The sequence below is a fragment of the Kocuria sp. SM24M-10 genome (assembly GCF_001027955.1).
In the GTDB taxonomy this organism is placed as follows: Bacteria; Actinomycetota; Actinomycetes; order Actinomycetales; family Micrococcaceae; genus Kocuria; species Kocuria oceani.
Map to the genome: position 1 here is coordinate 1 of NZ_LDNX01000135.1, position 22,611 is coordinate 22,611.

Genomic DNA, 22,611 nt, shown 5'->3' on the forward strand with positions numbered 1-22,611 from the left:
GGGCGACCGGCGTCCGCCCCCTGGGCGGGGCCGTGCTGGCCGCCGCGGGGGCGGCGGCCGCCCACTCGTGGTGGCACCGCGGCGGCCCGGCGGCCACGGCCGCGCTCGGTGGGCTCTACGTCCTGGGCTTCGGGCTCTCGCACCCGCTGGCCAAGCGGATCGGCGCCTGGCCCTCGGTGCTGGCCGTCACCGCCGTCAACGCCGCCGCCAACGCCGTGCTGGTGGACCGTCCCGGCCGCTGAGCCGCGCCGACCCGCGACGCCGCCCGTCCCCTCCCCGGGGGACGGGCGGCGTCGTCGTCGGCCGGGCCGGGGCTCAGTCGCCCACGGCGTCGCGGCCGCGCCGGACGATCAGCGGGTCGGGCGGATAGACCACCGCCGGGTCCTTGTCCTCGTAGTCGAACTGGTCCAGGAAGAAGCGCATCGCGTTGAGCCGGGCCCGCTTCTTGTCGTTGGACTTCACCGTGATCCACGGGGCGTGGTCGGTGTCGGTGCGCAGGAACATCTCCTCCTTGGCCTCGGTGTAGTCCTCCCACCGGTCCAGGGAGGCCAGGTCCATCGGGGAGAGCTTCCAGCGGCGCACCGGGTCGATCTGGCGGATCGCGAAGCGGGTGCGCTGCTCGTGCTGGGTGACCGAGAACCAGAACTTGGTCAGGTGGATGCCCGACTCCACCAGCATCTTCTCGAACACCGGGGCCTGGACCATGAACCGGTGGTACTCGTCCTCGCTGCAGAAACCCATGACGCGCTCGACCACCGCCCGGTTGTACCAGGAGCGGTCGAAGAGCACCATCTCGCCGGCGGTGGGCAGGTGGGCGATGTAGCGCTGGAAGTACCACTGCCCGGCTTCACGATCCGAGGGCTTCGTCAACGCCACCACCCGCGCCGCCCGGGGGTTCAGGTGCTCGGTGAAGCGCTTGATCGTCCCGCCCTTGCCGGCCGCGTCGCGGCCCTCGAACACGACGACGTGCTTGAGGTCGTGGTCCTGGCCCCAGTACTGGAACTTCAGCAGCTCGATCTGCAGCCGGTACTTCTCCAGCTCGTACTCCTGGCGGCTCATGAGCTGGTCGTAGGGGTGATCCTCCCGCCAGGTCTGCACCGCCGAGCCCCCCGGGTCGATCAGCTCCGCGTCCTCGCCCTGGGGATCGCCCACGGTGTAGCCGCGCTCGGTCAACAGATCGATGAACTGTCGCAGCGCCAGCCGCGCCGGATCCCACTCATGCAGCATCACAGAACTCCCCTCGGTAGGTCACCTGTGCCCGAGAGTAGGGCAGAGGAGTGACCGAGCGGTGAACACCGACGACCTGCACCCTGCGGCGCGCCCTCCTGGCCGGCGACCGGGGCGAGCGGAAGGGCGCGGGAGAGGAACGAGGAAGAACACGCGCAGGTGGGCCGCCCGGCGCCGCCGCGCAGCGGGACCCTCCAAAAGGTCCACTTATTCTGGGAGGCGTGCTCTCACCTGAATTCCTGCTCCTGCTCAGCACGGCCTTGCTGGCGGTGGCGGTGCTGTGGCCGGTGGTGGTCAAGGCCGGTCGTCGCCGGGATCTGGCCACCTCCGGGAAACGCCGGGCCCAGCTCGCGCCGGTGCACTACGCCGGGCCGGCGGTCCTGATCACCGCGAGCGTGGCGCTGCAGTTGAGCGCCAACTTCCTCTGAGGCCCCCGAAATCTACCCTCCCGCACACGTCCCAGGGGGTCCTGAGCGCCGGAGCGGCAAGGGCGCCCGCCGGGGCACGGTGAACAGCCGGCGAACTCCTCGCCGACACGATCGCCGATCGGGGTGACCCGGGCTCTAATGAACCCATGAACTTTCCGGTGTCGGCTCCGACCGCTTCACGGCGACGGTGGACGGCCGCGTGCGGTCGGGCGCGCGCGGCACGCACCGGGTGCCTCCTCGCCGCGCCCACGGTGGCCCTTCCCGCTGCGGTGCCGCCGGTGCCGGGACGCCGGCGACCGTGACGGGCCCGGCAGACGCCGACGGTCCGCACCGCGCCAGCATTCCCGCACCCAGGGCGCTGGCGGTCGCGCCGCGGCTGCGGCCGGTGACCGCCCAGGACCGGGCGCTGATCGAGGACCTCGTGCTGGACGACCCGGCCTACACCCGTACCAGCTTCGACCAGCTGCCCTCGATCCGGGACGTGGACGCCATCCTGGACGGGGGCCCGGGCAACGCCGGTTCCGGCGCCCACCAGGTGCTGGGGGCCTTCAGCGAGGACGGAGTCCTGCTGGGCGTGGCGCAGGCGGTCCACCGGTGGCCCAGCACGGTGTCCTGCTACCTCGGCCTGCTCCAGGTCCGCCCGGCACACCGGGGGCGGGGACTCGGGGCCACGCTGCTGGCCGCCACCGAGGACACCGCCCGAGCTCGGGGATGCCGGCAGGTGCTGCTGTCGGTCATCGCCCGCAACCGCTCCGGGCGCGCGTTCTGGCACCACCACGGCTTCCTGCTCCTGCATCCTCAGGCAGCCCGCGCCGCCGCCCCGCTGTCACCACTGCTCATGCACAAGCCCCTGTGAGCGTCCCGCAGGCCCCACCCGGGACCGGTGGATGGCCGTCGTCGTCCGGGTGTGCTCTACTCGGGCCCATGACCGGAACGTCCCTGCCGACTGCTCCTGACGCCGCCGACTTCCGTGCCTTGGCCGCCGGCTCGCCGTGGCGGTTCACCACGGTGCATCTCACCCACCGGCGGCAGGGCAGCGGTGGGGCCACCGCCGAGGGCGGGCCGGTGGAGGCCTGGCTCGACCGGGCCCGGCACCGGGTGGTCGTGCGCACTGCCGAGGGGGTCGAGGTCGCCGAGGGGGCGCCCTACGGCGGGGTCGTGAGCGGGGCCGACGCCGGGCAGTCCCGGTCCGGGGCGGGGGTGGTGCTGCGCCCGGACGGGCTGGTCGCCCGCCGGCCGGAGGACTGGCACCTGGACCACGGCGACCCGATGTGGCGGGACTACCGGTGGACGGCGATGCTGGACCCGGTGGAGCTGTGCCACGGCGTGCAGCTCAGCGACGTCACCGCGACCGTGTTGCGGGGCCGGGCGACCTGGGCGGCCACCTGCCGTCCCCTGGTCGGCGACGGCGAGGACTGGGCCGGCGGCTACGTCCCACGGTGCGGGTGCTGCCCGTTGCTGGACAGCCCGGCCGCCCGGATCTACGAGTACGGGCCCGAGGACCCGACCCTGACCGACAGCCTGGCCACGGTGTACCGGGTGCACCTGGACGTGGCCACCGGGATCGTCGTGGACCTCACCCCGCTGGACGGCACCGAGGGCGTCAGTCTCACCAACGAGCTCCACGACGTCGACGACCTCCTCGTCCCGCCGCAGTGACCGAAGGGCGCTGCCGGCGTGCCCCGAGGCATCTGTCCTGAGCGGGAACGGCCCGAGGGTACAGCTGCAGGGCGGCGCCGTCAGGGACGTTCTCGGCACGAGGCAACTCCCGCGTGGCACGGCGGTTCGCGAGGGGTGCCAAGCCGAGGACGCGGTCGCGGCCGGGCGGTGGTGGAGGCGGAAGCACGGGAGACAGCAGCACGGGAGGCGGTCACGTGCTCGCGGTGCTGCCGGTCGCCGGCGCGCGCAGTCCTCCGGGTCGCTGCCGGGCCGGGCGTAGTCTGGCGGGATGGGAGTTCCTGAGCTCGTTGACCTGCCGGTGGGATTCGAGGCGTTCCACCGCCGCGGCTTCATCAACTACCAGCTGAACCGGGCCCATGCCCTGGGCTTCGCCGAGCGCCGGGAGCTGTTCGACGCCGCAGCACGCATCCGGTCGATGGACGACGGCGGCCCGGTGTTCGAGGCGTTGGCGTCCCGGGCCGCGGCGGAGGGACGGTACCGGCCTGCCACGGGATACGCGCGGCTGGCGGAGTTCTTCACGCCGCCGCGCTCGCAGCGCAAGCCGGAGCGCTACCGCCGGTACCTGGAACTCTTCGACACCGCGTTCGCCGATGCCGCCCTCGTCCGCCACGAGGTGCCCTACGCCGGTGCGGCGCTGCCGGCCTACTCGCTGCCGGCGGCCGGGCCCCCGACGGGCGGCACGGTGCTGCTGCACGGGGGATTCGACTCCGTGATCGAGGAGTTCTTCCCCGTCGCCCAGCGGATCGCTGCGGCCGGCTTCGCCGTGATCGCCTTCGAGGGCCCGGGACAGGGCGGCGCGCGGACGGTGCACGGGCTCACCTCGGACCACGACTGGGAGAAGCCGGTCGCGGCCGTGCTGGACCATTTCCAGCTCGACCGGGCCGCGCTGGTCGGCATCTCGATGGGTGGCTACTGGGCGCTGCGCGCGGCGGGGCGCGAACCCCGCATCGCGCAGGTGGTGGCCTGGCCGCCGATCTACGACTGGTTGCACCGGGTCCACCCGCTGCTGCGGGCCCCGGTCCGCTCGATGGTGCAGCACCGGGGCTTCATGGGGTGGAGCGTGCGGACCCGTGCCCGGCTGTCGCCGACCCTGCGTGTGGTGGTCGATCAGGTCCTGTACCTGCTCGACAGCGACGACCCGGCCGATGTCCCGGCGTGGTTCCTGGGCATGAACGCCGCCCACCTGGGCAGCGAGCGGGTGCGCCAGGACGTCCTGCTGATGTGCGGGGAGCACGACGCCTTCCAGCCCCCGGCGCTGACGCGAGCGCAGGCCCAGGCGCTCACGGCCGCCCACAGCGTCACCACGCGCCTGTTCACCCGGGCGGAGCGAGCCGATCAGCACTGCCAGATGGGCAACCTCGACCTCGCCTCTCGAGTGCTCACGAGCTGGTTGCGCAGCGTCGCGGCGAGCGCCGGAGGATCCGCGCCCCGGCCCGATCCGTCCTCGTAGGAGACCGGCACCCCACCGGAAGCGGCCGGCCGCTCCGTGGTCCGCCGGTCGTGGGCCGGCCTCACCTCTCGGCCCCGTGTCCCGTCACGGGCTCCGTGGGGTGCAGCCGGATCACCCCCGAGGCGCCGTCGATGGTGACCGTCTGGCCCTCGACCAGCCGGGTCGTGGCGTCGGGCACGCAGATGACGGCCGGGATCCCGTACTCGCGGGCCACGGTCGGGCCGTGGGCGATCGTGGAGCCGGTCTCCGTGATGAGCCCGCCGAGGGTCAGGAACAGCGGCGTCCAGCCGGGATCGGTGGTCGGGGCGACGAGGATGTCCCCGGGCCGCAGCCTCGCCTCGGACGGGTGCTGGACGATCCGCGCCGGGCCGGTCGCGACCCCGGTGGCCGCCGGCTGGCCGACCAGGACGTGGGGCCCGTGCTCGGCGGCGGTGTCGTCGGGCAGCGCCTGCGGGTTCGTGCCGTCGGACAGCAGCAGGCCGGGGACCTGCCTTCGCCGGACCTCACGGTCGTGCTCCCGACGCCGGCGCGTCACGAGGGCGCGGAAGTCCGTGCCGTGCGCGGCGTCGAGGGCCTCGTCCAGGGTCAGGAACATGATGTCCTCCGCCTGCTCCAGCAGACCGCGCTCGGTGAGCTCGGCTCCCGCGGTGAGCAGCTGCCCGCGCACCTGGGCCAGCGGGGTCAGCCACAGGAACTTGGGCAGCTCGCGCAGTCCGGCGAGCTCCCGGCTGCGGCGCAGCAGGGCGCCGGCGAGCCGGGCCCGCAGCGGCCGGGTCCGCCGCGCCCGGCCGACGAGGCCCGCCAGGGCGGCCTCCGCCTCGTCGGCGGCGCGCGCGAACCGGGCCGGCGGGGCCTGGCCCGGATCCGTCACCTGCAGGTACCCGGACAGGGCGGCGAAGACGGGGGTGGGGTCGTCGGCCCACCGGGGGGAGCCGACGTCGACCTCGGCGCTGCCGCGCAGCCCGTACTCCTCCAGGAACGCCGTCAGACCGAACTCGGGCAGCTCACCGCGCAGGAAGCGCGCGGCGAGCTCGTCCGGAGCGGTGCCCAGCAGCAGATCGCGGTGCGCACGGGCCGACCCGGCCACGGACCACAGCTGCAGGTCCATCTGGGTGGTGACGTTGTGGGGCATGCCGCGCAGGGTCGCGTTCAGCTCGCCCGGCCGCAGGATCCCGTGCAGCAGCCGCCCGGCCACTCCCTGCGCGAGGAGCGCGGCCCACAGCGGGGGCAGGGAGCGCAGCATGGGCCCGGTCATCGTCGCGTCCTGCAGGTCTGCCGCGGACCGGATCCGGCTCGCCGTGTCCGCCGGTGCGGCCCAGCGCTGCCGACGGACCTGCTCGAGTTCGCGGAAGGCGCGCTCGCGGGCGGCGGCGGGCCGGGCCAGGGCCCGGAGGGCGCCGAGGAGCGAGGCGGGCACGACGGCCAGCACCAGCCGCGCCGTCGCCTCCGGGGAGAACACGCGCTGACCGCGACGAGGAGGGCGCGGCCCGTAGCGGGGGTCCTCCAGGACGCGCCGCAGACCCCGCGCCACGGCCGGACCGTAGACCTGCGCCATCGAGGGGACGCCGGAGCGCAGGCGCGGACTGCGGACCACGCCGGTGAGGTCCAGGAAGAGCCGGCCGCCGATGTCGACGAGGACCGTGTCGACCACGGCGTCGTCGACGCCGAAGAGATGCAGCCAGCGGCGGGTCGTGGCCCGCAGCACCGACACGCCCATGGGGGTGACCGGGCGCCGCAGGCCCTGCATGTGGCCGACCTCCAGGTAGACGCGCGGGTCGTCCTGCACCGCATCGTCCTGCACCGGGTCGGTCCCGGGCGGGAGCGGGAAGAGGGTCGTGATCGCGCGGGACTGCAGCAGCCACAGGGTGCCCTCGGCGTCGTAGGCGAACTCGATGTCCTGCGGGCCGCCGAGGGCGCGCTGCACCCGTCGGGCGGTTGCCCTGAGTTCGTGCAGCTGGTCGGGGGAGAGGCACCCGTGATCCCGGCGCCCGGGGAGCGGGCCGCGCCCCGGCAGGACGTAGTGGTCGGTGTCCATGGTGCCGTCCACGACTCCGGTGCCCAGGCCCGGGACGGCGTCGACGACGGTCTCCGTGCGAGTGCCGGTCAGCGGGTTGGCGGTGAACATCACCCCGGCGGCCGTCGGGACGATCATGCGCTGCACGACGACGGCCATCGCCTCGTCGCCGGTCTCCTGCCCCTGCCCGGCCCGGTAGGCGACGGCGCGCTCGCTGTCCAGGGAGGCCCAGCACTGCCGGATCGACGCGAGCAGCGCGTTCCGGCCCCGGACGTCCAGGACGGTGTCCTGCTGGCCGGCGAAGCTGGCACCCGGCGAGTCCTCGGCCGTGGCGCTGGAGCGGACGGCGACGGGACCACCGCCGAGGCGCTCGTAGGCCGCCAGGACCGCCCGCTCGGGGACGGCGCCCGAGCGGTAGGCCCCGGTGGTCAGGCAGAATCCGGCCGGCACGCGCTCACCCGCGGCGATGAGGGCGGCCAGCCCGGCGGCCTTGCCCCCGACGAGCTCGGTCGTTCCCGGGGTGATGTCGGCGAGGTAGAGCACGTCCATGGGCTGCCTCCCGGGTGTCCAGGGGCTGACGGACAGGCCGCCGCGGCAGGGCCGAGGGGTGTCCGCCGCCCTCGTTCACAGCCGATGATCCAGCCCGGCCGCCGCCAGGTCAACGGCCCCGTGGCCGAGGGCGGTGCCGCTCGGCGTGGCGGCGGCGGTGCCGGTGCACCGGGGCGGCTCGCGTCAGGGCGTCCTCCGGTCGAAGGTCAGGTGGGTGACCCCGCTGGGTGCGGAGACGGCCTCGATCTCGTAGTGCTCCTCCAGGGCCTCCAGCCCGTCCCACACCCGCACGCCGCGGCCGAGCACGATCGGCACCTGGACCAGGTGCATGTGGTCGACCAGGCCCGCGGCGAGGAAGTCGCGCACCACGGTGGGGCCGCCTCCGATGCGGACGTCCCGTCCGCCGGCTGCCTCACGGGCGGCCCGGAGCGCCTCCTCCGGTGCGGCGTCGAGGAAGTGGAAGGTGGTGCCGCCGTCCATCTCGATCGAGGGTCGCGGGCGGTGGGTCAGCACGAGGACCGGCGTGTGGAACGGAGGGTTCGGCCCCCACCACCCTGTCCAGTCCGCGTCGTCCTGCCAGCCCGGCGGGCCGAACTTGCCCGCGCCCATGATCTCTACCCCGATGCCCGGCTCGTGCTGCTGGGCGAACGCGTCGTCGATGCCGGCGGTGCCGCCCTGGTGCCCCAGGATGGGGGCGCCGAAGCGGGTGGCGATCAACCACTCGTGCAGCCGCCGGCCGGCGTGACCCATGGGTGCCTCGGGGGTCTGACCCGCGCCGGTCGCGAAACCGTCCAGCGAGAGGGAGAAGTTGTGGATGCGGGTCCGTGTCATCTGCTCGCTCCGTCTGCTCGGCGGCGGGTGCACCGGGGTCGGTGGTTCACCGGTTCGTGTTCACGAGGACGTCCGCGGTGTCCGCCCCGAAGCAGGTCCAGGTGGCCGGCAGGGGCCCGTTCTCGTTGACGTTCCAATTGTTGGTGATGGTCAGGCACTCGAGCACGAGATTCTCGGCGGTGACGTTCTTGTTGCGCTCACGGTCGGCCTCGGCGTCGATCCGGGCCTGCTCGAGGCGGGACTGGGCGCGGTCCACGTTCGCCTCGGCCTCCACCACCCGGTTCAGCGCGTCCTGGGCGGTCTGGTCCAGCGCCGCCGGCGGCAGCGCCACGGAGTCCAGCTGCACCCCGTACGGGGACAGCCGCTCGGTCAGGGCCGCCTCCACTGCCTCGCGCACCTCCTCGACCTTGCCCTCCGCGCGGGCCTCCGCAGGGGTGTAGGAGGCCAGGACGGTGGCGACCGCCTCCCGGGCCGCGGGCTGGACGAGCATCCCGTCCACGTTCTCGAACCGGCGGTACCGGGACCACAGCTCCTGGGCCTGCTCGCCGGTGATGGTCCACTGCACGGTCATGTGCTGCGTGCCGGAGCCACCGCCGGCGAAGGCGATCGGGGCGTCCATCTCCGAGCGCTGCAGCTGGGTGGAGAAGGTCTCGACCTCCGCCCAGGGCGCCTTGACCTGCCACCCGGCCTGCAGGGTGCGGGAGTACCGGCCCAGGCTGGTCTCGATCCCCACCTCCCGGGCCCCGACCCGGGCCAGGGTGGTCCCCGCGGTGACGAGCAGCAGGAGCACCAGCGCGCTGACGGCCGTGACGCCGGCCGCCTTGCGCGTGGCGCTGGGGCGGACGTGCTCCCCGGCGGCGTCCTTCGGCCCCGTTTTCCTCGGCACCATCGCCCAGGCGACGACCGAGAGAACGAGCACGAGGGCCAGGACGGCGGCCGTGACGATGTAGAACATGTTCCCCTGTCCCCGTTTCTCCGGACTTCCGGTGTCCCGCCCGCGAGCGCGGTGATTCACTTCTGTAAACGTACCCACATCGTGGGGCCGCGGGCAGCCGATCACCGGAGGACCCGGCGCCACACTTCGGGGGACCGCCGGTTCCCGCGGCGGTCCGGGCATCCGGTCCGCAGAGGCGTCGTCGACAAACGCCGGGCCATCGCGGCGCGTCGACCCCACAGCCTGCCGTGCGGGGTCAGCGTCCGGGGGAGTCGGTGATCCTGGTCCGGGTCCGGCACCTCCGCCGGGCCCCGGGGCTCGGGGCAGGCCGGCCGCCGCTCACCGCGTCGTCCCGGTCGTCCCGCACGGGCGGTGCACGCCAGAGAGGGGCGACGGCGGGTCAGGTGTCCGGGGGGCATCGGACGCGTGAACGGCTGTTGAACGGGTAACGTATCGGTACTACGTTGTGATGGGCCCGAGAACGGGTCCGAGGTCAAGGATGTTCGGTGCCCATGCGCGCATCTGGAACGCGAGGTGTTGCGATGTCTGCCCGGATTTCTCCCGTGATCCGACGGGGCGGCGTCGTCGCGGGACGCCTTCTGGTCTACGTCCTGATCTGGACGGGGCTGGCGCTGCTCATCGCCGCCGCTGGGATCCGGTACTTCTGGGGCGAGATCACCGTGGGCCAGATGCTCCTGAACCTGGTCTCCGTGGAGCTCGACGGCGGGGGCGGCCCCATCGTCTGGATGGGCATCCTGGGGGTCGGTGTCCTGCCCCTGCTTCTCACCGCCGGGATCGCCCTGGGGCAGTACGCCCGGCGCCGCAGGCGCCGCCGCCAGGGCGGGCCCGTGCGGCCCCACCGCCCGCGGTGGCTCGTGCGCGTGCTCCCCACCGTCCTGGTCGCAGGCGTGGTCGTCGGCGGCAGCACCGCCTTCGCCACCACGGTGGGCGTGGGGGACTACCTCAGGGCGGGGAACTCCGCGTACGACCTCGGCGACTACTACGTGGAGCCGACGGTCACCGGCGACGAGCACAAGCGCAACCTGGTGCTGATCTACCTCGAGTCCGGGGAGGCCACCCTGGCGAACGACGAGCTCTTCGAGAAGAACGCGTTCGCCCCGCTGCAGGAGGTCACCCGGGCCTCGGACGGATGGCAGAGCGTGGAGGACCTCCGGCAGTACGAGGGCGGAGGCTGGACGATGGCCGGTCTCACGGCGACGCAGTGCGGCGTGCCGCTCAAGGGCCTCGGCTCCGCCGCGGACAGCGGCGCCCTCAACGAGCTCGGCGGCGACGTCGGCACCTACCTGGGCGGGACCACCTGCCTGGGCGACGTCCTCCGCGAGCACGGCTACACCAGTGTCTTCCTGGGCGGGGCCAACGCCTCCTTCGCCGCCAAGGACGCCTTCCTGGGCACCCACGGCTACTCCGAGGTGAAGGACCTCTCCGACTGGCGCGCCGCCGGGGAGCCGGAGAAGAACTTCCGCGGTGACTGGGGTCTGAGCGACGGACGCCTCATGGCGCACGCCAAGGACGAAGTCGACGCGCTGCACGCCGAGGCGCAGCGGACCGGCCGGCCGTTCAACCTCTCCGTCCTCACGCTGGACACGCACGAGCCGGTGCACATCTTCGACTACTGCACCGTGGACACGGAGAACGTGGTCACCTCCGCGTTCTTCTGCTCCATGACCCAGGTGGCCGGTTTCGTGGCCCACCTGGAGCAGAAGGGCTACCTCGAGGACACCGCCGTGGTGATCATGGGCGACCACCTCAAGCACATGAGCGCCGGTGACGCCTTCCACGAGCAGCTGGACCACCACGACAACCGCACCATCTTCAACCGCGTCTGGGTGCCCGGCGAGGACCTGGACGGCCGGCTGCGCCCCCGCGTGGACCAGCTGAGCATGTACCCCACGATCCTGGAGGCCGCCGGCCTGGAGCTGAGCGACCGCGCGGCCGGGCTGGGCGTGTCCGCATTCACCACGGAGCTCCCGCAGGGCTCGGCGCAGGCCATGGAGCCGCAGCTGTACACCGAGCTGCTGGGATCACGGTCCTCGCAGTTCTACGCGGAGGCCTGGTCCGGCGGGGACGTCGCCCGGTAGCCCGGTCCGTGTCCGGTGCGCCGGGGGCGGTCGACGACATAGGTGATCTGCACCATGCCGTTGTCGAACCGGCGCTCCCGCACGAGCCGCAGGTCCAGGGACAGCCCGTCCGGGAAGACCGGAGTGCCGCCTCCGAGGGTGACCGGGCACAGCAGGAGCTCGACCACGTCGACCACACCCAGCAGCAGGGCGCTCCCGGCCAGGGTCGGGCCCTCGATCGTGAGGTCCCCGGGCGCCTCGGACCTCGCGCGCTCGACCGCCTCGGCGGTGAACTCGCGCTCCAGCCGGGTGCGCTCGGTCCAGGTCCGTTCGAGGGAGGAGGAGAAGACCACCTTGTCGGCCCGCTTCCACGTGTCGGCGAAGCGCGCCGACTCGGGGGACCACGTCGGGGCGGTGGGATCGGTCTCCCACACGGCCATCGTCTCGTACATGCGGCGCCCGTAGAGGTAGGTGCTCACCGAGGCCAGGTCGTCGGTCAGCGCCGCGACGACGGCTTCGTCGGGCACCGCCCAGGAGAAGTCGCCCTCGGTGTCGGAGTTGTAGCCGTCCAGCGAGGAGGCCACGGAGTAGATCACCGTCCCCATGGCTGCACTCAACTCGACCGTGGCGCTCCGGCGCAAGAGGACGGTGTGCGTCCGAGGTCCTAAGCGGGCGGTGATCCCGGGCCCGCGGTTCGCACGGGACGGCGCGCGAGGAGCCCGGGGATCGGTGCGGCCGGGGCTCAGCCCGTCTCCGTCGTCGGCCACGGTCCGGTGCCGGTGTGGCGCAGCGCGGGGCGCTGGGCCCGGGGGAGGCCCTCGACGACGAGCTCGTAGGCGTTCAGCACCAGTTCGGCCACGAGGTCACGGGTGATCCCGGGACCGGCCGCGAGGGAGATCCAGTGCTGCTTGTTCATGTGGTAGCCGGGCGTGATGGTGGGGAACTCCTGGCGCAGTGCCGCCGCGTGCGGGGGCTCGCACTTGAGCGTCACGATCGGTGCGCCGGGCGCGTCGGTGGCCATCAGGAAGATCTTGCCCACCACTTTGAAGACGTCGTGCTCGGGGCCGAAGGGATGCGTGCGGGACACCGCCGGCAACCCGGCGGCGACCTGCATGGCGAGCTGCTGGAGCTGCCTTCCGTCCACGGTCCGTCTCCTTCCGAGGCCACCGGCTCCCGGTGACCGCCTGCGCCACCGGATCCCGTGACCAGTATCCTCCGGCCCGGAGCGGTGTCCTCGGGGGCGCCGTCGAGCGCGGGGGAGGCGATCGGGCGGACCGGGGAGGGGAGCGCGAACGGGCCGGAGCGTCGTCAGACCAGCAGCTGGTGACGGGCGAGCTCGCGGTAGAGCTCCGAGGCGCCCAGCAGCTCCTCGTGGGTGCCGGTGGCGGTCAGCCGGCCGCGGTCGAGCACGATGATCTGCTCGGCCCCCACGACGGTCGACAGGCGGTGGGCCACGATGAGGACCGTGCGCCCGGCCGCGGCGGAGCGGATGGCGGCGTGGAGGGCCTGCTCGTTGCGGGAGTCCAGGCTGGCGGTGGGCTCGTCGAGCAGCAGCAGCGGCGTGTCCGCCAGCAGGGACCGGGCGATGGCCAGGCGCTGGCGCTCACCGCCGGACAGCCCGGCGCCGTCGTCGCCGACGGGTGCGTCCAGGCCCTCGGGGTGCTCCTGGAGGCGCGCCAGGAGATTGACCGCGTCCAGCACCTCCCGGCAGGAGGCCTCGTCGGCCTCGGGCGCGGCGAGCAGCAGGTTCTCCCGCACGGTCCCGGCCAGCACGGGGGCGTCCTGCTCGACGTAGCCGATCCGGGCCCGCAGATCGGCCCGGGACATGGCGCGCAGATCGGTCCCGTCGAGACGGATGGAGCCGTGGTCGGGATCGTGGAAGCGCTCGATGAGGGCGAGCAGCGTGGACTTCCCGCCCCCCGACGGTCCGACGATCGCGGTGGTCGACCCGGCCGGGACCGTGAAGCTGAGCTGGTCGAGCACCGGCCGGCCCGGCCGGTAGGCGAACGTGACCCGGTCGAAGGACACCTCGACCGGGCGCCCTCGCTGTCCCGTGCGTGGCGCGGCAGCGCCGGCCTCGGGGGTGCCGCCCGACCCTTCGCCGGCCCTGTCATGCGCGTCCTCGCGCGGCAGCTCCAGGATCTCCTGGATGCGGCCCAGGGCACCCAGGGCGGCGCGGACGGTGGTGACGGCGGAGAAGAACTGCCCCAGCGGCATGACCATCATGAAGAGGAAGAGGATGAAGGTCACCAGATCGGCGACGGCGAGCGCGCCGGAGGCCACCCGGTAGCCGCCCACGCCCAGGACGGCGAGGAAGGAGCCCTGGACGGCGAGCCCGCTGATCGGCCAGAGCACCGCGCCGACCCCGGCGACGCGCACCCCGTAGTCGTAGGCCGCGACCGCCTCGGTCTCGAGCCGGGCCACCTCCCGGTCGGTGGCCCCGCTGGCGCGGATGGTGCGCACCGCCGACAGGGCGCGTTCCACGCCGGCGGCCAGGCGGCCCACGGCTTCCTGGGCCGCGCGGGTGAGGACCTGGATCCGTGCCGAGGCGATCACCACGGCCAGCACGGCGACCAGGACGACGCTGAGGGTGATGCCGAGCAGCAGCGGGTCCAGCAGGGCCATCCCGATCAGCGCACCGGCGAACACCAGCGACCCGCCCAGGGCGTCCACGAGGCCACCGGTCAGCGCGGCCCGCACCATGGTGGTGTCCGAGCCCACCCGGGAGACCAGGTCGCCGGTCCGGCGGGCGTCGTGCTCGCGCACCGGCAGGCGCAGGAGCTGGCCCACCAGGCGCCGCCGGGCGGTGAGCACCACGCCCTCGGCGGTGCGTTCGAGCAGGTACTGCTGCGCCGCGCCCACCAGGCCGGCGCCGAGCACCAGCAGGACGAGCACCAGCACCACCGGCGCCGCCGACCGGTCGGTGCTGATGGATCTGATGACCTGGTTGACGGCCACCGGCTGCGCGAGGCTCAGCCCCGCCCCCAGGACCGACAGCACGAGCACCACGCCCAGGACGCCACGGTGCTCCGTGAGGTAGCCGAGCAGGTCCCGCAGGCGGCCGTGCGGGACCGGTGCGTCGGCGGCGGTCGGGTCAGTCACGCTCGAACCTCGAGCCGCCGTACTTGCGGTGCACCGCCTGGCGGCTCACCCCCAGAGCGGCGGCGATCTGCGCCCACGACGCGCCCCGTGCGCGGGCCCGGCGCACCGCCACCGCCTCCTGCTGCGAGAGCTGGCGGTGCAGCGCCGCCGTGGCCCGCAGCGCCCGCAGCGGGTCGTCGTCCTCGGCCTGGGCCACCAGCGCGCTCATCGGCACCTCGTCCATCGTCGTCGCACCTCCTGGGTGTCAACCTACGATGACAGCACACCCGTGTCAACGTCCGTTGACACGGGACTCCCGGCGCCGGGCACGGTGCGCGCACCCCGGCCGAGGTCTTCTCCGGAGGTCCACGGTGGCCCGGGAAGGCGGCCGGGCTGCCGCTCCGTCTCGGGGCGCCGGGCTCAGGACCGGTCCCGGCGGGCGGCGCGGCGGCGGGCCAGGGCCCGCAGCACGGCGATCGCGGCCCGTGCCGGACGGGTGTCGAGGCGGGTCTGTGCGTGGTCGATCGCGGCGTTCCAGATCCCGTCGTTGTACGTGGGGTAGGGATGGGTGACCGCGGCCAGGTCCGTGGTGGACAGACCGCGGTGCACGGCCAGGGTGAGCTCGCCGATGGACTCCCCGGCCCGGGGTCCCACGACGGTGCCGCCGAGGACCCGGCCTCTGCGGTCCAGGACCAGGCGGGTGAATCCGGTGGTGCTGCCCTCGGTGATGGCCCGGTCCTGGGTGGCGTGCTCGACGGTGTGGGCCGTGCTGCCCGGGCGGGTGGCCGTGGTGACTCCCACGGCGGCCAGCTCCGGATCGGTGAACGTGACCCGGGGGACGATCTCGCCGGCGCGGCGGGTCAGCCCCAGCACCGCGTTCGAGGCGGCCACGGAGGCCTGGACACCGGCGAGGTGGGTGTACTTCGCCCCGTGGGTGACGTCCCCGGCGGCCCAGATGCCGGGGACGCTGGTGCGCAGCGCCCCGTCGACGACGACGCCCCCGGACGGGTCGCAGGCGACCCCGGCCTCGACCAGGCCCAGGTCCCCGGTGCGCGGGGTGCGTCCGGTGGCGACGAGCACGACGTCGGCGGGGACCGGTGGGCGCCCGCTCAGGTGGACGGTGCTGGTGCCGGCGTGGGTCTCCACGCCGGTGACGGTCGCGTGCTCGACGACGGCGGCCCCGTCCTGGGTCATCGCCGCCTGCACGAGCGCGGCGGCCTGCCGGTCCTCCCGGGGCAGCAGCCGGGAGCGGGCCAGGACGGTGACCGTGGAGCCCAGACGGGCGTAGGCCTGGCCGAGCTCGCAGCCGACCGGCCCGCCGCCGATGACGACCAGCCGGCCAGGGAGCTCCTCGAGATCCCACACGGTCTCGGAGCTCACGGTGCGCGCGCTCTCCAGGCCCGGGATCGACGGTCTGGCCGGGGTCGCTCCGGTGGCGATCAGCGCCGCCCGGAACCGGTAGGTGCGCCCGCCGAGCACGGCGGTCCGGGGACCGGTGAACCGGGCGGGGCCGTGCACCACCTCGACCCCGGCCGCGCGCAGGGTCTCCGGGGCGTCGTGCGGTTCGATCGTGCGGACGGCGGACCGGACGCGGGCGCGCACCGCGGCGTAGTCGGCGGCGCCCTCCGCGTCCCGCTGGGCGCGGGCGGCGGCCAGCAGGGTCTTGGACGGCACGCAACCGGTCCACAGGCAGTCCCCGCCGGTACGAGCCGACTCGGCCAGCACCACCGTGGCGCCCAGGCGGGCCGCGGTGAGGGACCCGACGATCCCGGCGGTCCCACCACCGATCACGAGCAGATCGATCGGGCCGGTGGTCGGGAGCATGTGCGTCCTCCAGGTGTCTCGGGCGGGGGCGGGCCGGTACAGTGATGGCCCCGGAACGGGCCGCAGCGGTCCCGGTCGTCGCCCGGAGGAAGGGGTGCAGGTCGTGTCCAGGCGCTACGAGCTGATCGCTCCCGTCTACGACGTGGTCTCCGGAGAGTATCCGGTCTACCGCACCGGCAGAACCCTCGGGATCGACCTGCTGGGTCCTCGGCCCGGGGACCAGGTGCTGGACGTGGGCTGCGGCACCGGGCTGAACTTCCCGGCCCTGCAGCAGCGGATCGGGCCGGGCGGGGTGATCGTGGGGGTCGACCGCAGCCCGGCCATGCTCGCCGCGGCCGCCCGCCGGGCGCGCCGGCACGGATGGACGAACGTGGTGCTCGTGGCCGCCGACGCGGTGGAGACCGGCGCCGACCGGCTCGCGGAGCGCATCTCGGCCGCGGGCGGGCGCGCCGAAACCGATGCCGCGCTCGCGTCCTATGCCCTGTCGCTGATGCCGGAGTGGGACCGTGCCTGGGCCGCGACCCTCGCCCTGGTCCGGCCCGGTGGACGGGTGGCGGTGGTGGACATGCGGGAGCCGACCGCCGCGGCGTGGCGACCTCTGGCCCGGTGGGCGTGCCGGTTGGGCGGGGCCGACATCACCGCGCACCCCTGGTCGGCCGTGGAGAGGGACGGCCTGCAGGTGGTCGCCGCCCAGGCATGGGCCGGGCATCTGCAGGCGCGGGCCGCGACGGTGCCCGCCCGCGGCGGGTCCTGAGCGGTGCGGTCGAGCACCGGCACGGCCGGGTTACGGGCGTGGTCGACAGGACATCGGTCCGCGCTCACACCGCACGCCACCCGTCCAGCGTCCGGCGGCGGCTGAGCACCAGGTCACGTGCCTCCCCGTGAACGCTGTTCGGTCCGACCTGTCGTCCGGGGCGCGACGATCAGCCCGATGTGGGAGCACCCCTGCGGGAAACTGCCGAGCAGGGGGCCGCCGCGCAGGCCGATCTCCTCGGCTCTTCCGGATCCCGGCGCCGGACTCGTTCCGGATGGCCGCGGCCCGGTCGGCGGTGGCGGCGAATCACCCGACCGCCCCCGGGGAGGAGTCACCGGTCTGTTCGCTGCCAGCAGCCCGGCCCGTTGCTCGGGTACCGCACCCGGCCCGGCCACCCCGGCAGGGCCTCTTCCGCCGGAGGTGCTCCGGATCCGGGCGCCGGCGACCGCTCCACCCCGATGGCGGCCGGAGGCTCGGACGGGCAGCGTGCACGCCGGCACGGCCGATCCGGGCGCCCCTGACTGTTCCCACGCCGGAGCTGTCTCGATAGGGTGAGCGCGGGTCGATGCTGAGGAATCGTCCCGCGTGGCGATCGGGCGCCGGCACCGGAACCCGATCCTGTTCATCCGACTCTGGGAGGAAGCATGACTGATTCACAGCAGGATCCGAACCAGCAGGAAGGCCCGGCCGACGGCGGCGCGGCCGGCGCCCCGGGCGTCCACGACGGCGGTGCCGACGGAGGCGCCGAAGGTCCCGCCGACGGCGGCGCGGCGGGCACCCCGGGCGTCCACGACGGCGGTGCCGACGGGGGAGCTGACGGGGGCGCGGAAGGCCCGGCCGACGGCGGTGCGGCGGGCACCCCGGGCGTCCACGACGGCGGTGCCGACGGCGGTGCTGACGGAGGAGCCGAAGCACGAGGCGTGTGAGCATGAGCGGCATCCGCGACCACTCGCAGGACCCCGGCGCCCCGGACGGCGCCGGGGTCCTGGAGACACGGCTGATCGACATCGGGCGGGAGATGTTCGCCCGCGAGGTCTGGGGGCGCACAGCCCTGCTCACCCGCAGCGCCGGAGACTTCTCCGATCTGTTCTCCGCCGCAGCCGTCGACGAACTCATCGCGCGCCGCGGGCTGCGCACGCCCTTCCTGCGCGTCGCCAAGGACGGTTCCACGTTCCCCGACTCCTCGTTCACCTCGCCCGCCGGTGTCGGCGCCACCGTGCCCGACCAGCTCGACGACACCGCGCTCTGGCGCAGCTTCGCCGACGGGGCCACGCTCGTCCTGCAGGCCCTGCACCGCACGTGGGAGCCGGTCGCCGAGTTCAGCACCAGGCTGGGCACCGAGCTCGGGCACCCGGTGCAGGCCAACGCCTACGTCACCCCGCCGCAGAACCGCGGGTTCGACGCTCACTACGACGTCCACGACGTCTTCGTGCTGCAGATCGCCGGCACCAAGCGCTGGATCATCCACGAGCCCGTCCACCCCGACCCCCTGCGGGACCAGCCCTGGACCGCCCACCGGGCCGCAGTCGCCGAGGCCGCGCAGGGCACGGCCCGGATCGACACCGTGCTCGAGCCCGGCGACGCCCTCTATCTGCCGCGGGGCTGGCTGCACGCGGCCCAGGCGCAGCACGAGGTCTCCGTCCACCTTACGCTCGGGATCCACAGCTGGACCCGCCACGCCCTGGCCGAGCAACTGGCCCAGGCGGCCCTGGCCCTGCTGGCCGACGAGCCCGAGATGCGCGCCACGCTGCCGCTGGGTGTCGACGGCCCCGGTGAGGAGCTCGAGGCCGTCCGTGAGCGGCTGGCCGCGGCCGTCGCCGCGGCGGACTCCACGGCCCTGTTCCACCGCGCCCGGAGGAGCCAGGGGCGTCCGGCCCCGCTGGGCCCGCTGGCCCAGCTGGCGGCCGTCGAGGACCTGCGCCCCGACTCCCCGGTGCGGCTCCGGGAGGCCCTGGCGGCCCGGATGGAGGGGTCCCGCCTGACCACGCGGGTGGGGTGGCTCGACTTCCCGGAGGCCGATCTGCCCGCCGTCGCTCGTCTGCTCGACGGGGAGGTGCACACCGCGGACGACCTCGGCGCCGAGCTCGTCGCGCGGCTGCTGCGCGCGGGCGTCCTCGTCCCCGCCGACCGGTGACGTCGCCGCAGTGACCGCCACGGAACGGTTCTCCTGCGCCGAGGCGGCCCGGGACCGAGGGGACCCGATGGCGGGCACGGCGCCGCGCGGCTTCGTGTGGGTCCTCGTCGAGCACCGGGGCGGGTGGCCGGCCGACGGCTTCGACGGACTCGACCTGGAGCCGGGGACCAAGGCGCTCGTGTTCGCCGCCGCGCAGGCGGTGCGGGCCCGGGTGCTGCTGGTCAGGCGGCACGGCCGCCGCAGCGTCGAGGGGCCCCGTCGCTGGGCCGTGCTGCACCACGGGCCCGACGGCGCGGGTCGTCAGCAGTGGGGCACGTGGGACCGGGACGAGGACCTGGCGGAGATCGCCACGGCCCTGGGCACCCCCGGGGAGCTGGGACACCCGCCGGTCGTGCTGGTCTGCGCCCACGGTCAGCACGACCCGTGCTGTGCCGTGCACGGGCGGCCCGTGGCGCGGATCCTGAGCGAGCACTGGCCGGAGCTGGTGTGGGAGTGCGCGCACGTCGGCGGGGACAGGTTCGCCGGCAACGTCGTGATCGCGCCCGACGGCGTCTACTACGGCGGCCTCGACGCCGAGTCCTCCGTCCACGTGGTCGGTGAGCACCTGGCCGGGCGGGTGCACCCGGAGCACCTGCGCGGCTACACGGATCTCACGCCGCCCCAGCAGGCCGCTGTCGCGGCCGCCCTCGGACGCTTCGGTCCGGCGGGCCGCACGGACTACACGGTGGCCGAGACGTCCCGTCACGGAGACCACTGGCGGATCAGCCTCGTCGGCCGCCCGCCGCACCCGGGCCGGGTCGACGTCGAGCTGCAGGCCCACCGTGCTCCGCCGTGCCGGCTGACGTGTCGCGGGCCGGCGACCAGCTCGGCCGTCGTCTACGAGCTCACCGCGATCCGCGGCGCCTGAGAGAGGGGCGCACCGGGAACGTCATGCGCAGCGGATCACTGGTCGACCTCGCTGACCTGGCGGTCGTTCAGGGGCTGCACCGGACGGTTGTTCCCGGCGTGCGCGGAGCGCAGCGCAGCGATCTGGGCGGCGCCCAGCTCGATGGGGCTCTGCAGCAGGAGCCAGCGCACGTCCTCGCTGCACGGGGGCGTGGTGAGGCTGCCGCCGTACACGTAGTGGTCCAGGGACTCGGGGAGCAAGGAGGTGAGCGTCAGCCCTGTCACGGCCGGTGAGTCCTCGCCCGCCGTGGCGGGGATCGCGTCGGAGACGGACGACCACGCGGCGTTGTGCCGTCCCTCGGCGGCCAGCACGCCGACGACGGCGAGGTCGCCGTTGTCGGACCGGTGCACGAAGTGGAACTCCGCGGCGTAGGCGGCGCCGTCGACCGTGTGCTCCGAGGGTGCGTGGTAGTGCATGTGCTGAAAGGCGTACTCGGTCCCGCCGACCGTGATGCTCTGCGGCGAGAGCGCGTGGAGCTCGACCGTGTGCCCGGTGTCGCGGGCCTGGAAGTCGGCGGGCGTGTAGCCCAGTTCGATCGGCGCGGAGGACAGGGCCGGGTCGCTCGGGACGTCGATGGGTGACTGAGCCGTTCCGCTGCTGCAGGCCGTGAACTCGTCGGCGAGCTCCCCCCAGTGCTGCGGTCCGGTGGCCCCCTCGTAGGACCACTGCGCGGGGGTCTGCTCCGGCGCGCTCGGCGCGGCGGTGACCGTGGCGGTGGCGGTGGGCGTGGCCGGAGCGTCGGGAGCGGCAGCGTCGGCGCAGCCGGTGAGGGTCGCCAGCAGCACGACGCTCGAGCCGACGACGGACATCTTGGTGGGCCATGAGGTGCTGCGCATCCCAGCCTTTCGGGTCGGTGGCGGGCGGAGCGTCCGCTCGGCCCGGAGAGCGGTGCGGCGCGGCCCGTGGTGTCTGGCGGCCGGTGGCCGGTCCCGCACGCCGTGGGGACGCGGCGGTCCGGCACCACCGCATGCAAATGCATGTTGCGTCGCGTCCACACTACCCTGCGCGCGGGAGGAGTCCGGCGCGGGCCGGTCCGCAACGACCCCTGCGGTGACGGGCGGAGACCAGGTGCGCCCCGCCCGGGCTCCTGTCCGTTCGGCGCCGGCGGCGGCACCACGGCGGGTCAGCGGCGGATGGCCCCCCACAGCGCCCGGACCTTCTCGTCGACCTCGACCACCAGTGCCTCCAGGCCCTCCGGATTGCCGGAGACGGTGCGGTCCGCTCCCCAGTCCTGGTGCTCCGTGCCCGGGTAGACGGGCACCGCGTCGGCCGTGCCGAAGGTGATGACGTGGTCGGCCGCACGCACCACGTCGTCGGTCAGCGGTTTCGGATAGGCCTGGCCGAGCTCGAGCCCGCGCGCGGCCAGGATCCGCAGGGCCTGCGGGTCCACGGCCGCACCCGGCGCGATGCCGGCCGAGCGCACCACCGCGGCGTCCCCGGCGTAGTGGGCCAGCAGGGCCGCGGCGATCTGCGCCCGGCCGGTGTCATGACGGCCGACGAAGAGCACCTGCGGGGACCCCTGGCGGCCCTGGGAATGGGCGAGGGCGGCCAGCCGGTCCGCGGCGAAGTGCCCGGCCAGCGCCGCCAGGTGCGTGCGCACCCGGGCGGTGCGGGACAGGGCGGTGTAGGACTCGAAGACCACCCGCTCCACCACCCTCGGGGAGAGCACCCCGGCGTACCGGGCCGCCAGCCGCTCCGCCGTGCGTTCCAGCACGCGGACGTCCAAGGGCTGCACCTCGTCGGCCCGGTCGTTCACCGGTGCTCCGGACGCTCGGTGCGGCAGGGGTGCAGGACGACCTCGTCGCGGCTGAGCATCCTCCGGATCCCGGTGCCGGCGTCCCGGATCCAGACCACTCCCAGGTGCGGAGCCGCCTCGTCCACGATCCCGAGGTGGTGCACCACCGCGTCCCGGTGCACCTCGACCCGCTCACCGGGACGCAGCTGTCCCCGGTCCGCTGCGGGTCAGTCGTCCTGCGGCATGCTGGTGTTCCGGCCCATGCCAGTTCCCCCCCGGCTGTGAAGCTAGTGCTGACGGTCACATCCTGCGCCGCCCGCACGGCGCGCAGATGACCATCGGGTGAACACCAGGGGTCGTTCCGGCCGTCCGCGCGTCCTGAGCGGGTGGCTGGATCCGGTCCCGCCCCGGCGGTCGCCTACCGGGTGTCGTCCGCCCCGCAGGCCACGCTGACGTCGTGGCTGACGGGCGCACCGTGCTCGACCGTCCGCGAGACCGTGCAGTACTTGTCGTGGGAGAGGGCCACCAGGCGCCCGACCATGCCGGCGGCCTTGCGCCCGGCGGCGTCGTCCGGGAACGCGAGGTGGAAGGACAGGTGCAGGTCCTCCAGGCGGTTCCCGCCCAGCTCATCCACGATCTGCCGCCCCGAGGCCTCGACCCGGAACTCCGAGGGCTCCGCGCTGCGGGCGGTGGCCGTGTCCACCGCCACGGCCGAGCACCCGGCGAGGGCGGCCAGGAGCAGTTCCACGGGGGACAGCAGATCCTCGCCCTGGCCGAAGGCGACCTGCGCGCCCTCGGCGTTGCGGGCTGTGTAGCGGCCGGTGGAGGTCCGGAGCAGCTCGACGGTGCGGGGAGTGGGGTCCTGGGATGCGCTCATGGACCCATGATGCCGATCCCGGACGGAATCCTCTGGGCCGGTCGCCTGCTGCCGGGGCGCGCCGCCGCG

At 74.3% G+C, this 22,611-nt stretch carries 23 protein-coding genes; 9 read left to right on the forward strand and 14 right to left on the reverse strand.

The window, feature by feature from the left end; genetic code table 11:
* Positions 1 to 242: hypothetical protein (locus ABL57_RS16265; protein WP_047804530.1), on the forward strand; the 242-nt coding region annotated here is incomplete at its 5' end.
* 73 nt (positions 243 to 315) lie between these two features.
* Here ABL57_RS16265 and ppk2 read toward each other — a convergent pair.
* Positions 316 to 1,227 carry a polyphosphate kinase 2 gene (gene ppk2, locus ABL57_RS16270; protein ID WP_047804531.1) on the reverse strand — a complete coding sequence of 304 codons (912 nt, stop codon included), beginning with the start codon at positions 1,225 to 1,227 and terminating at the stop codon, positions 316 to 318.
* Positions 1,228 to 1,448: 221 nt separating this feature from the next.
* Between ppk2 and ABL57_RS16275 the strand changes: the two genes are divergently transcribed.
* From ABL57_RS16275 to ABL57_RS16290, 4 genes are all read left to right on the forward strand, one after another.
* Entirely contained in the window at positions 1,449 to 1,655 is a 207-nt protein-coding gene (locus tag ABL57_RS16275; RefSeq protein WP_047804532.1) for a hypothetical protein, read from the forward strand.
* Positions 1,656 to 1,953: 298 nt separating this feature from the next.
* Positions 1,954 to 2,511, forward strand: coding sequence for a GNAT family N-acetyltransferase (locus ABL57_RS20890; RefSeq protein WP_053005059.1), 558 nt, complete (start codon positions 1,954 to 1,956; stop codon positions 2,509 to 2,511).
* Between the two features lie 68 nt (positions 2,512 to 2,579).
* Entirely contained in the window at positions 2,580 to 3,314 is a 735-nt protein-coding gene (locus tag ABL57_RS16285) for a hypothetical protein (protein ID WP_152683429.1), read from the forward strand.
* Positions 3,315 to 3,603: 289 nt separating this feature from the next.
* Positions 3,604 to 4,785, forward strand: a complete 1,182-nt coding sequence (locus tag ABL57_RS16290; RefSeq protein ID WP_152683430.1) for a S9 family peptidase — start codon at positions 3,604 to 3,606, stop codon at positions 4,783 to 4,785.
* A gap of 61 nt (positions 4,786 to 4,846) precedes the next feature.
* On the opposite strand, the gene ABL57_RS16295 is transcribed toward ABL57_RS16290, so the two are convergent.
* The 3 genes from ABL57_RS16295 to ABL57_RS16305 all read right to left on the reverse strand — a co-directional run bounded on the left by ABL57_RS16295 (position 4,847) and on the right by ABL57_RS16305 (position 9,134).
* The gene (locus ABL57_RS16295) at positions 4,847 to 7,348 is read right to left on the reverse strand and encodes a PEP/pyruvate-binding domain-containing protein (RefSeq protein WP_047804535.1); all 2,502 of its coding nucleotides are present in this window, start codon (positions 7,346 to 7,348) and stop codon (positions 4,847 to 4,849) included.
* 183 nt (positions 7,349 to 7,531) lie between these two features.
* A complete protein-coding gene (locus ABL57_RS16300; RefSeq protein ID WP_047804536.1) occupies positions 7,532 to 8,179 on the reverse strand; it encodes a dihydrofolate reductase family protein in 648 nt (215 codons plus the stop codon).
* Positions 8,180 to 8,225: 46 nt separating this feature from the next.
* On the reverse strand, positions 8,226 to 9,134 hold the full coding sequence (locus ABL57_RS16305; protein WP_047804537.1) for an SPFH domain-containing protein: 909 nt from the start codon (positions 9,132 to 9,134) through the stop codon (positions 8,226 to 8,228).
* A gap of 542 nt (positions 9,135 to 9,676) precedes the next feature.
* On the opposite strand from ABL57_RS16305, the gene ABL57_RS16310 reads away from it, so the two are divergent.
* Positions 9,677 to 11,212, forward strand: a complete 1,536-nt coding sequence (locus ABL57_RS16310) for an LTA synthase family protein (RefSeq protein WP_152683431.1) — start codon at positions 9,677 to 9,679, stop codon at positions 11,210 to 11,212.
* Here ABL57_RS16310 and ABL57_RS16315 read toward each other — a convergent pair.
* The 5 genes from ABL57_RS16315 to ABL57_RS16335 all read right to left on the reverse strand — a co-directional run bounded on the left by ABL57_RS16315 (position 11,173) and on the right by ABL57_RS16335 (position 16,096).
* A complete protein-coding gene (locus ABL57_RS16315) occupies positions 11,173 to 11,796 on the reverse strand; it encodes a dihydrofolate reductase family protein (protein WP_047804539.1) in 624 nt (207 codons plus the stop codon). The genes ABL57_RS16310 and ABL57_RS16315 overlap by 40 nt on opposite strands.
* Before the next feature lie 137 nt (positions 11,797 to 11,933).
* Complete coding sequence (locus ABL57_RS16320) at positions 11,934 to 12,335, reverse strand: MmcQ/YjbR family DNA-binding protein (RefSeq protein ID WP_238986096.1); 402 nt, start codon at positions 12,333 to 12,335, stop codon at positions 11,934 to 11,936.
* A 164-nt stretch (positions 12,336 to 12,499) separates the two neighbouring features.
* Positions 12,500 to 14,293: an ABC transporter ATP-binding protein gene (locus tag ABL57_RS16325; RefSeq protein WP_047804540.1), complete on the reverse strand. Its 1,794-nt coding sequence runs from the start codon at positions 14,291 to 14,293 to the stop codon at positions 12,500 to 12,502.
* Positions 14,286 to 14,516: a hypothetical protein gene (locus ABL57_RS16330; protein ID WP_047804541.1), complete on the reverse strand. Its 231-nt coding sequence runs from the start codon at positions 14,514 to 14,516 to the stop codon at positions 14,286 to 14,288. The genes ABL57_RS16325 and ABL57_RS16330 overlap by 8 nt, the downstream gene beginning before the upstream one ends.
* A gap of 176 nt (positions 14,517 to 14,692) precedes the next feature.
* Positions 14,693 to 16,096, reverse strand: a complete 1,404-nt coding sequence (locus tag ABL57_RS16335; protein ID WP_047804542.1) for an NAD(P)/FAD-dependent oxidoreductase — start codon at positions 16,094 to 16,096, stop codon at positions 14,693 to 14,695.
* A gap of 103 nt (positions 16,097 to 16,199) precedes the next feature.
* On the opposite strand from ABL57_RS16335, the gene ABL57_RS16340 reads away from it, so the two are divergent.
* Entirely contained in the window at positions 16,200 to 16,850 is a 651-nt protein-coding gene (locus ABL57_RS16340) for a class I SAM-dependent methyltransferase (protein WP_047804567.1), read from the forward strand.
* A gap of 653 nt (positions 16,851 to 17,503) precedes the next feature.
* Here the strand turns inward: ABL57_RS16340 and ABL57_RS22755 are convergent.
* Positions 17,504 to 17,722 carry a hypothetical protein gene (locus ABL57_RS22755; protein ID WP_053005061.1) on the reverse strand — a complete coding sequence of 73 codons (219 nt, stop codon included), beginning with the start codon at positions 17,720 to 17,722 and terminating at the stop codon, positions 17,504 to 17,506.
* Between the two features lie 56 nt (positions 17,723 to 17,778).
* On the opposite strand from ABL57_RS22755, the gene ABL57_RS16350 reads away from it, so the two are divergent.
* Positions 17,779 to 18,984: a cupin domain-containing protein gene (locus ABL57_RS16350; RefSeq protein WP_047804543.1), complete on the forward strand. Its 1,206-nt coding sequence runs from the start codon at positions 17,779 to 17,781 to the stop codon at positions 18,982 to 18,984.
* Positions 18,985 to 18,994: 10 nt separating this feature from the next.
* Positions 18,995 to 19,891 (forward strand): sucrase ferredoxin, encoded by an 897-nt coding sequence (locus ABL57_RS16355; protein ID WP_371212489.1) that lies wholly within the window; start codon positions 18,995 to 18,997, stop codon positions 19,889 to 19,891.
* Positions 19,892 to 19,926: 35 nt separating this feature from the next.
* On the opposite strand, the gene ABL57_RS16360 is transcribed toward ABL57_RS16355, so the two are convergent.
* The 4 genes from ABL57_RS16360 to ABL57_RS16375 form a co-directional block, all read right to left on the reverse strand.
* Positions 19,927 to 20,766 (reverse strand): carbonic anhydrase, encoded by an 840-nt coding sequence (locus tag ABL57_RS16360; protein WP_053005063.1) that lies wholly within the window; start codon positions 20,764 to 20,766, stop codon positions 19,927 to 19,929.
* Positions 20,767 to 21,053: 287 nt separating this feature from the next.
* A complete protein-coding gene (locus ABL57_RS23430) occupies positions 21,054 to 21,686 on the reverse strand; it encodes a low molecular weight phosphatase family protein (protein WP_047804544.1) in 633 nt (210 codons plus the stop codon).
* On the reverse strand, positions 21,683 to 21,847 hold the full coding sequence (locus ABL57_RS22430; RefSeq protein ID WP_160310808.1) for a hypothetical protein: 165 nt from the start codon (positions 21,845 to 21,847) through the stop codon (positions 21,683 to 21,685). The genes ABL57_RS23430 and ABL57_RS22430 overlap by 4 nt, the downstream gene beginning before the upstream one ends.
* A gap of 236 nt (positions 21,848 to 22,083) precedes the next feature.
* Positions 22,084 to 22,542, reverse strand: coding sequence for an OsmC family protein (locus ABL57_RS16375; RefSeq protein ID WP_047804546.1), 459 nt, complete (start codon positions 22,540 to 22,542; stop codon positions 22,084 to 22,086).
* Between the last annotated feature and the right edge of the window lie 69 nt (positions 22,543 to 22,611).

What these genes read in the sequence shown, in the direction of transcription:
- ABL57_RS16330 (WP_047804541.1), bottom strand. Translation starts at nt 14,516, where the DNA reads ATGGACGAGGTGCCGATGAGCGCGCTGGTGGCCCAGGCCGAGGACGAC.
- ppk2 (WP_047804531.1), bottom strand. Translation starts at nt 1,227, where the DNA reads ATGCTGCATGAGTGGGATCCGGCGCGGCTGGCGCTGCGACAGTTCATC.
- ABL57_RS16350 (WP_047804543.1), top strand. Translation starts at nt 17,779, where the DNA reads ATGAGCGGCATCCGCGACCACTCGCAGGACCCCGGCGCCCCGGACGGC.
- ABL57_RS16375 (WP_047804546.1), bottom strand. Translation starts at nt 22,542, where the DNA reads ATGAGCGCATCCCAGGACCCCACTCCCCGCACCGTCGAGCTGCTCCGG.
- ABL57_RS16295 (WP_047804535.1), bottom strand. Translation starts at nt 7,348, where the DNA reads ATGGACGTGCTCTACCTCGCCGACATCACCCCGGGAACGACCGAGCTC.
- ABL57_RS16285 (WP_152683429.1), top strand. Translation starts at nt 2,580, where the DNA reads ATGACCGGAACGTCCCTGCCGACTGCTCCTGACGCCGCCGACTTCCGT.
- ABL57_RS16290 (WP_152683430.1), top strand. Translation starts at nt 3,604, where the DNA reads ATGGGAGTTCCTGAGCTCGTTGACCTGCCGGTGGGATTCGAGGCGTTC.
- ABL57_RS16360 (WP_053005063.1), bottom strand. Translation starts at nt 20,766, where the DNA reads ATGCGCAGCACCTCATGGCCCACCAAGATGTCCGTCGTCGGCTCGAGC.
- ABL57_RS16300 (WP_047804536.1), bottom strand. Translation starts at nt 8,179, where the DNA reads ATGACACGGACCCGCATCCACAACTTCTCCCTCTCGCTGGACGGTTTC.
- ABL57_RS16315 (WP_047804539.1), bottom strand. Translation starts at nt 11,796, where the DNA reads ATGGGGACGGTGATCTACTCCGTGGCCTCCTCGCTGGACGGCTACAAC.
- ABL57_RS16335 (WP_047804542.1), bottom strand. Translation starts at nt 16,096, where the DNA reads ATGCTCCCGACCACCGGCCCGATCGATCTGCTCGTGATCGGTGGTGGG.
- ABL57_RS16305 (WP_047804537.1), bottom strand. Translation starts at nt 9,134, where the DNA reads ATGTTCTACATCGTCACGGCCGCCGTCCTGGCCCTCGTGCTCGTTCTC.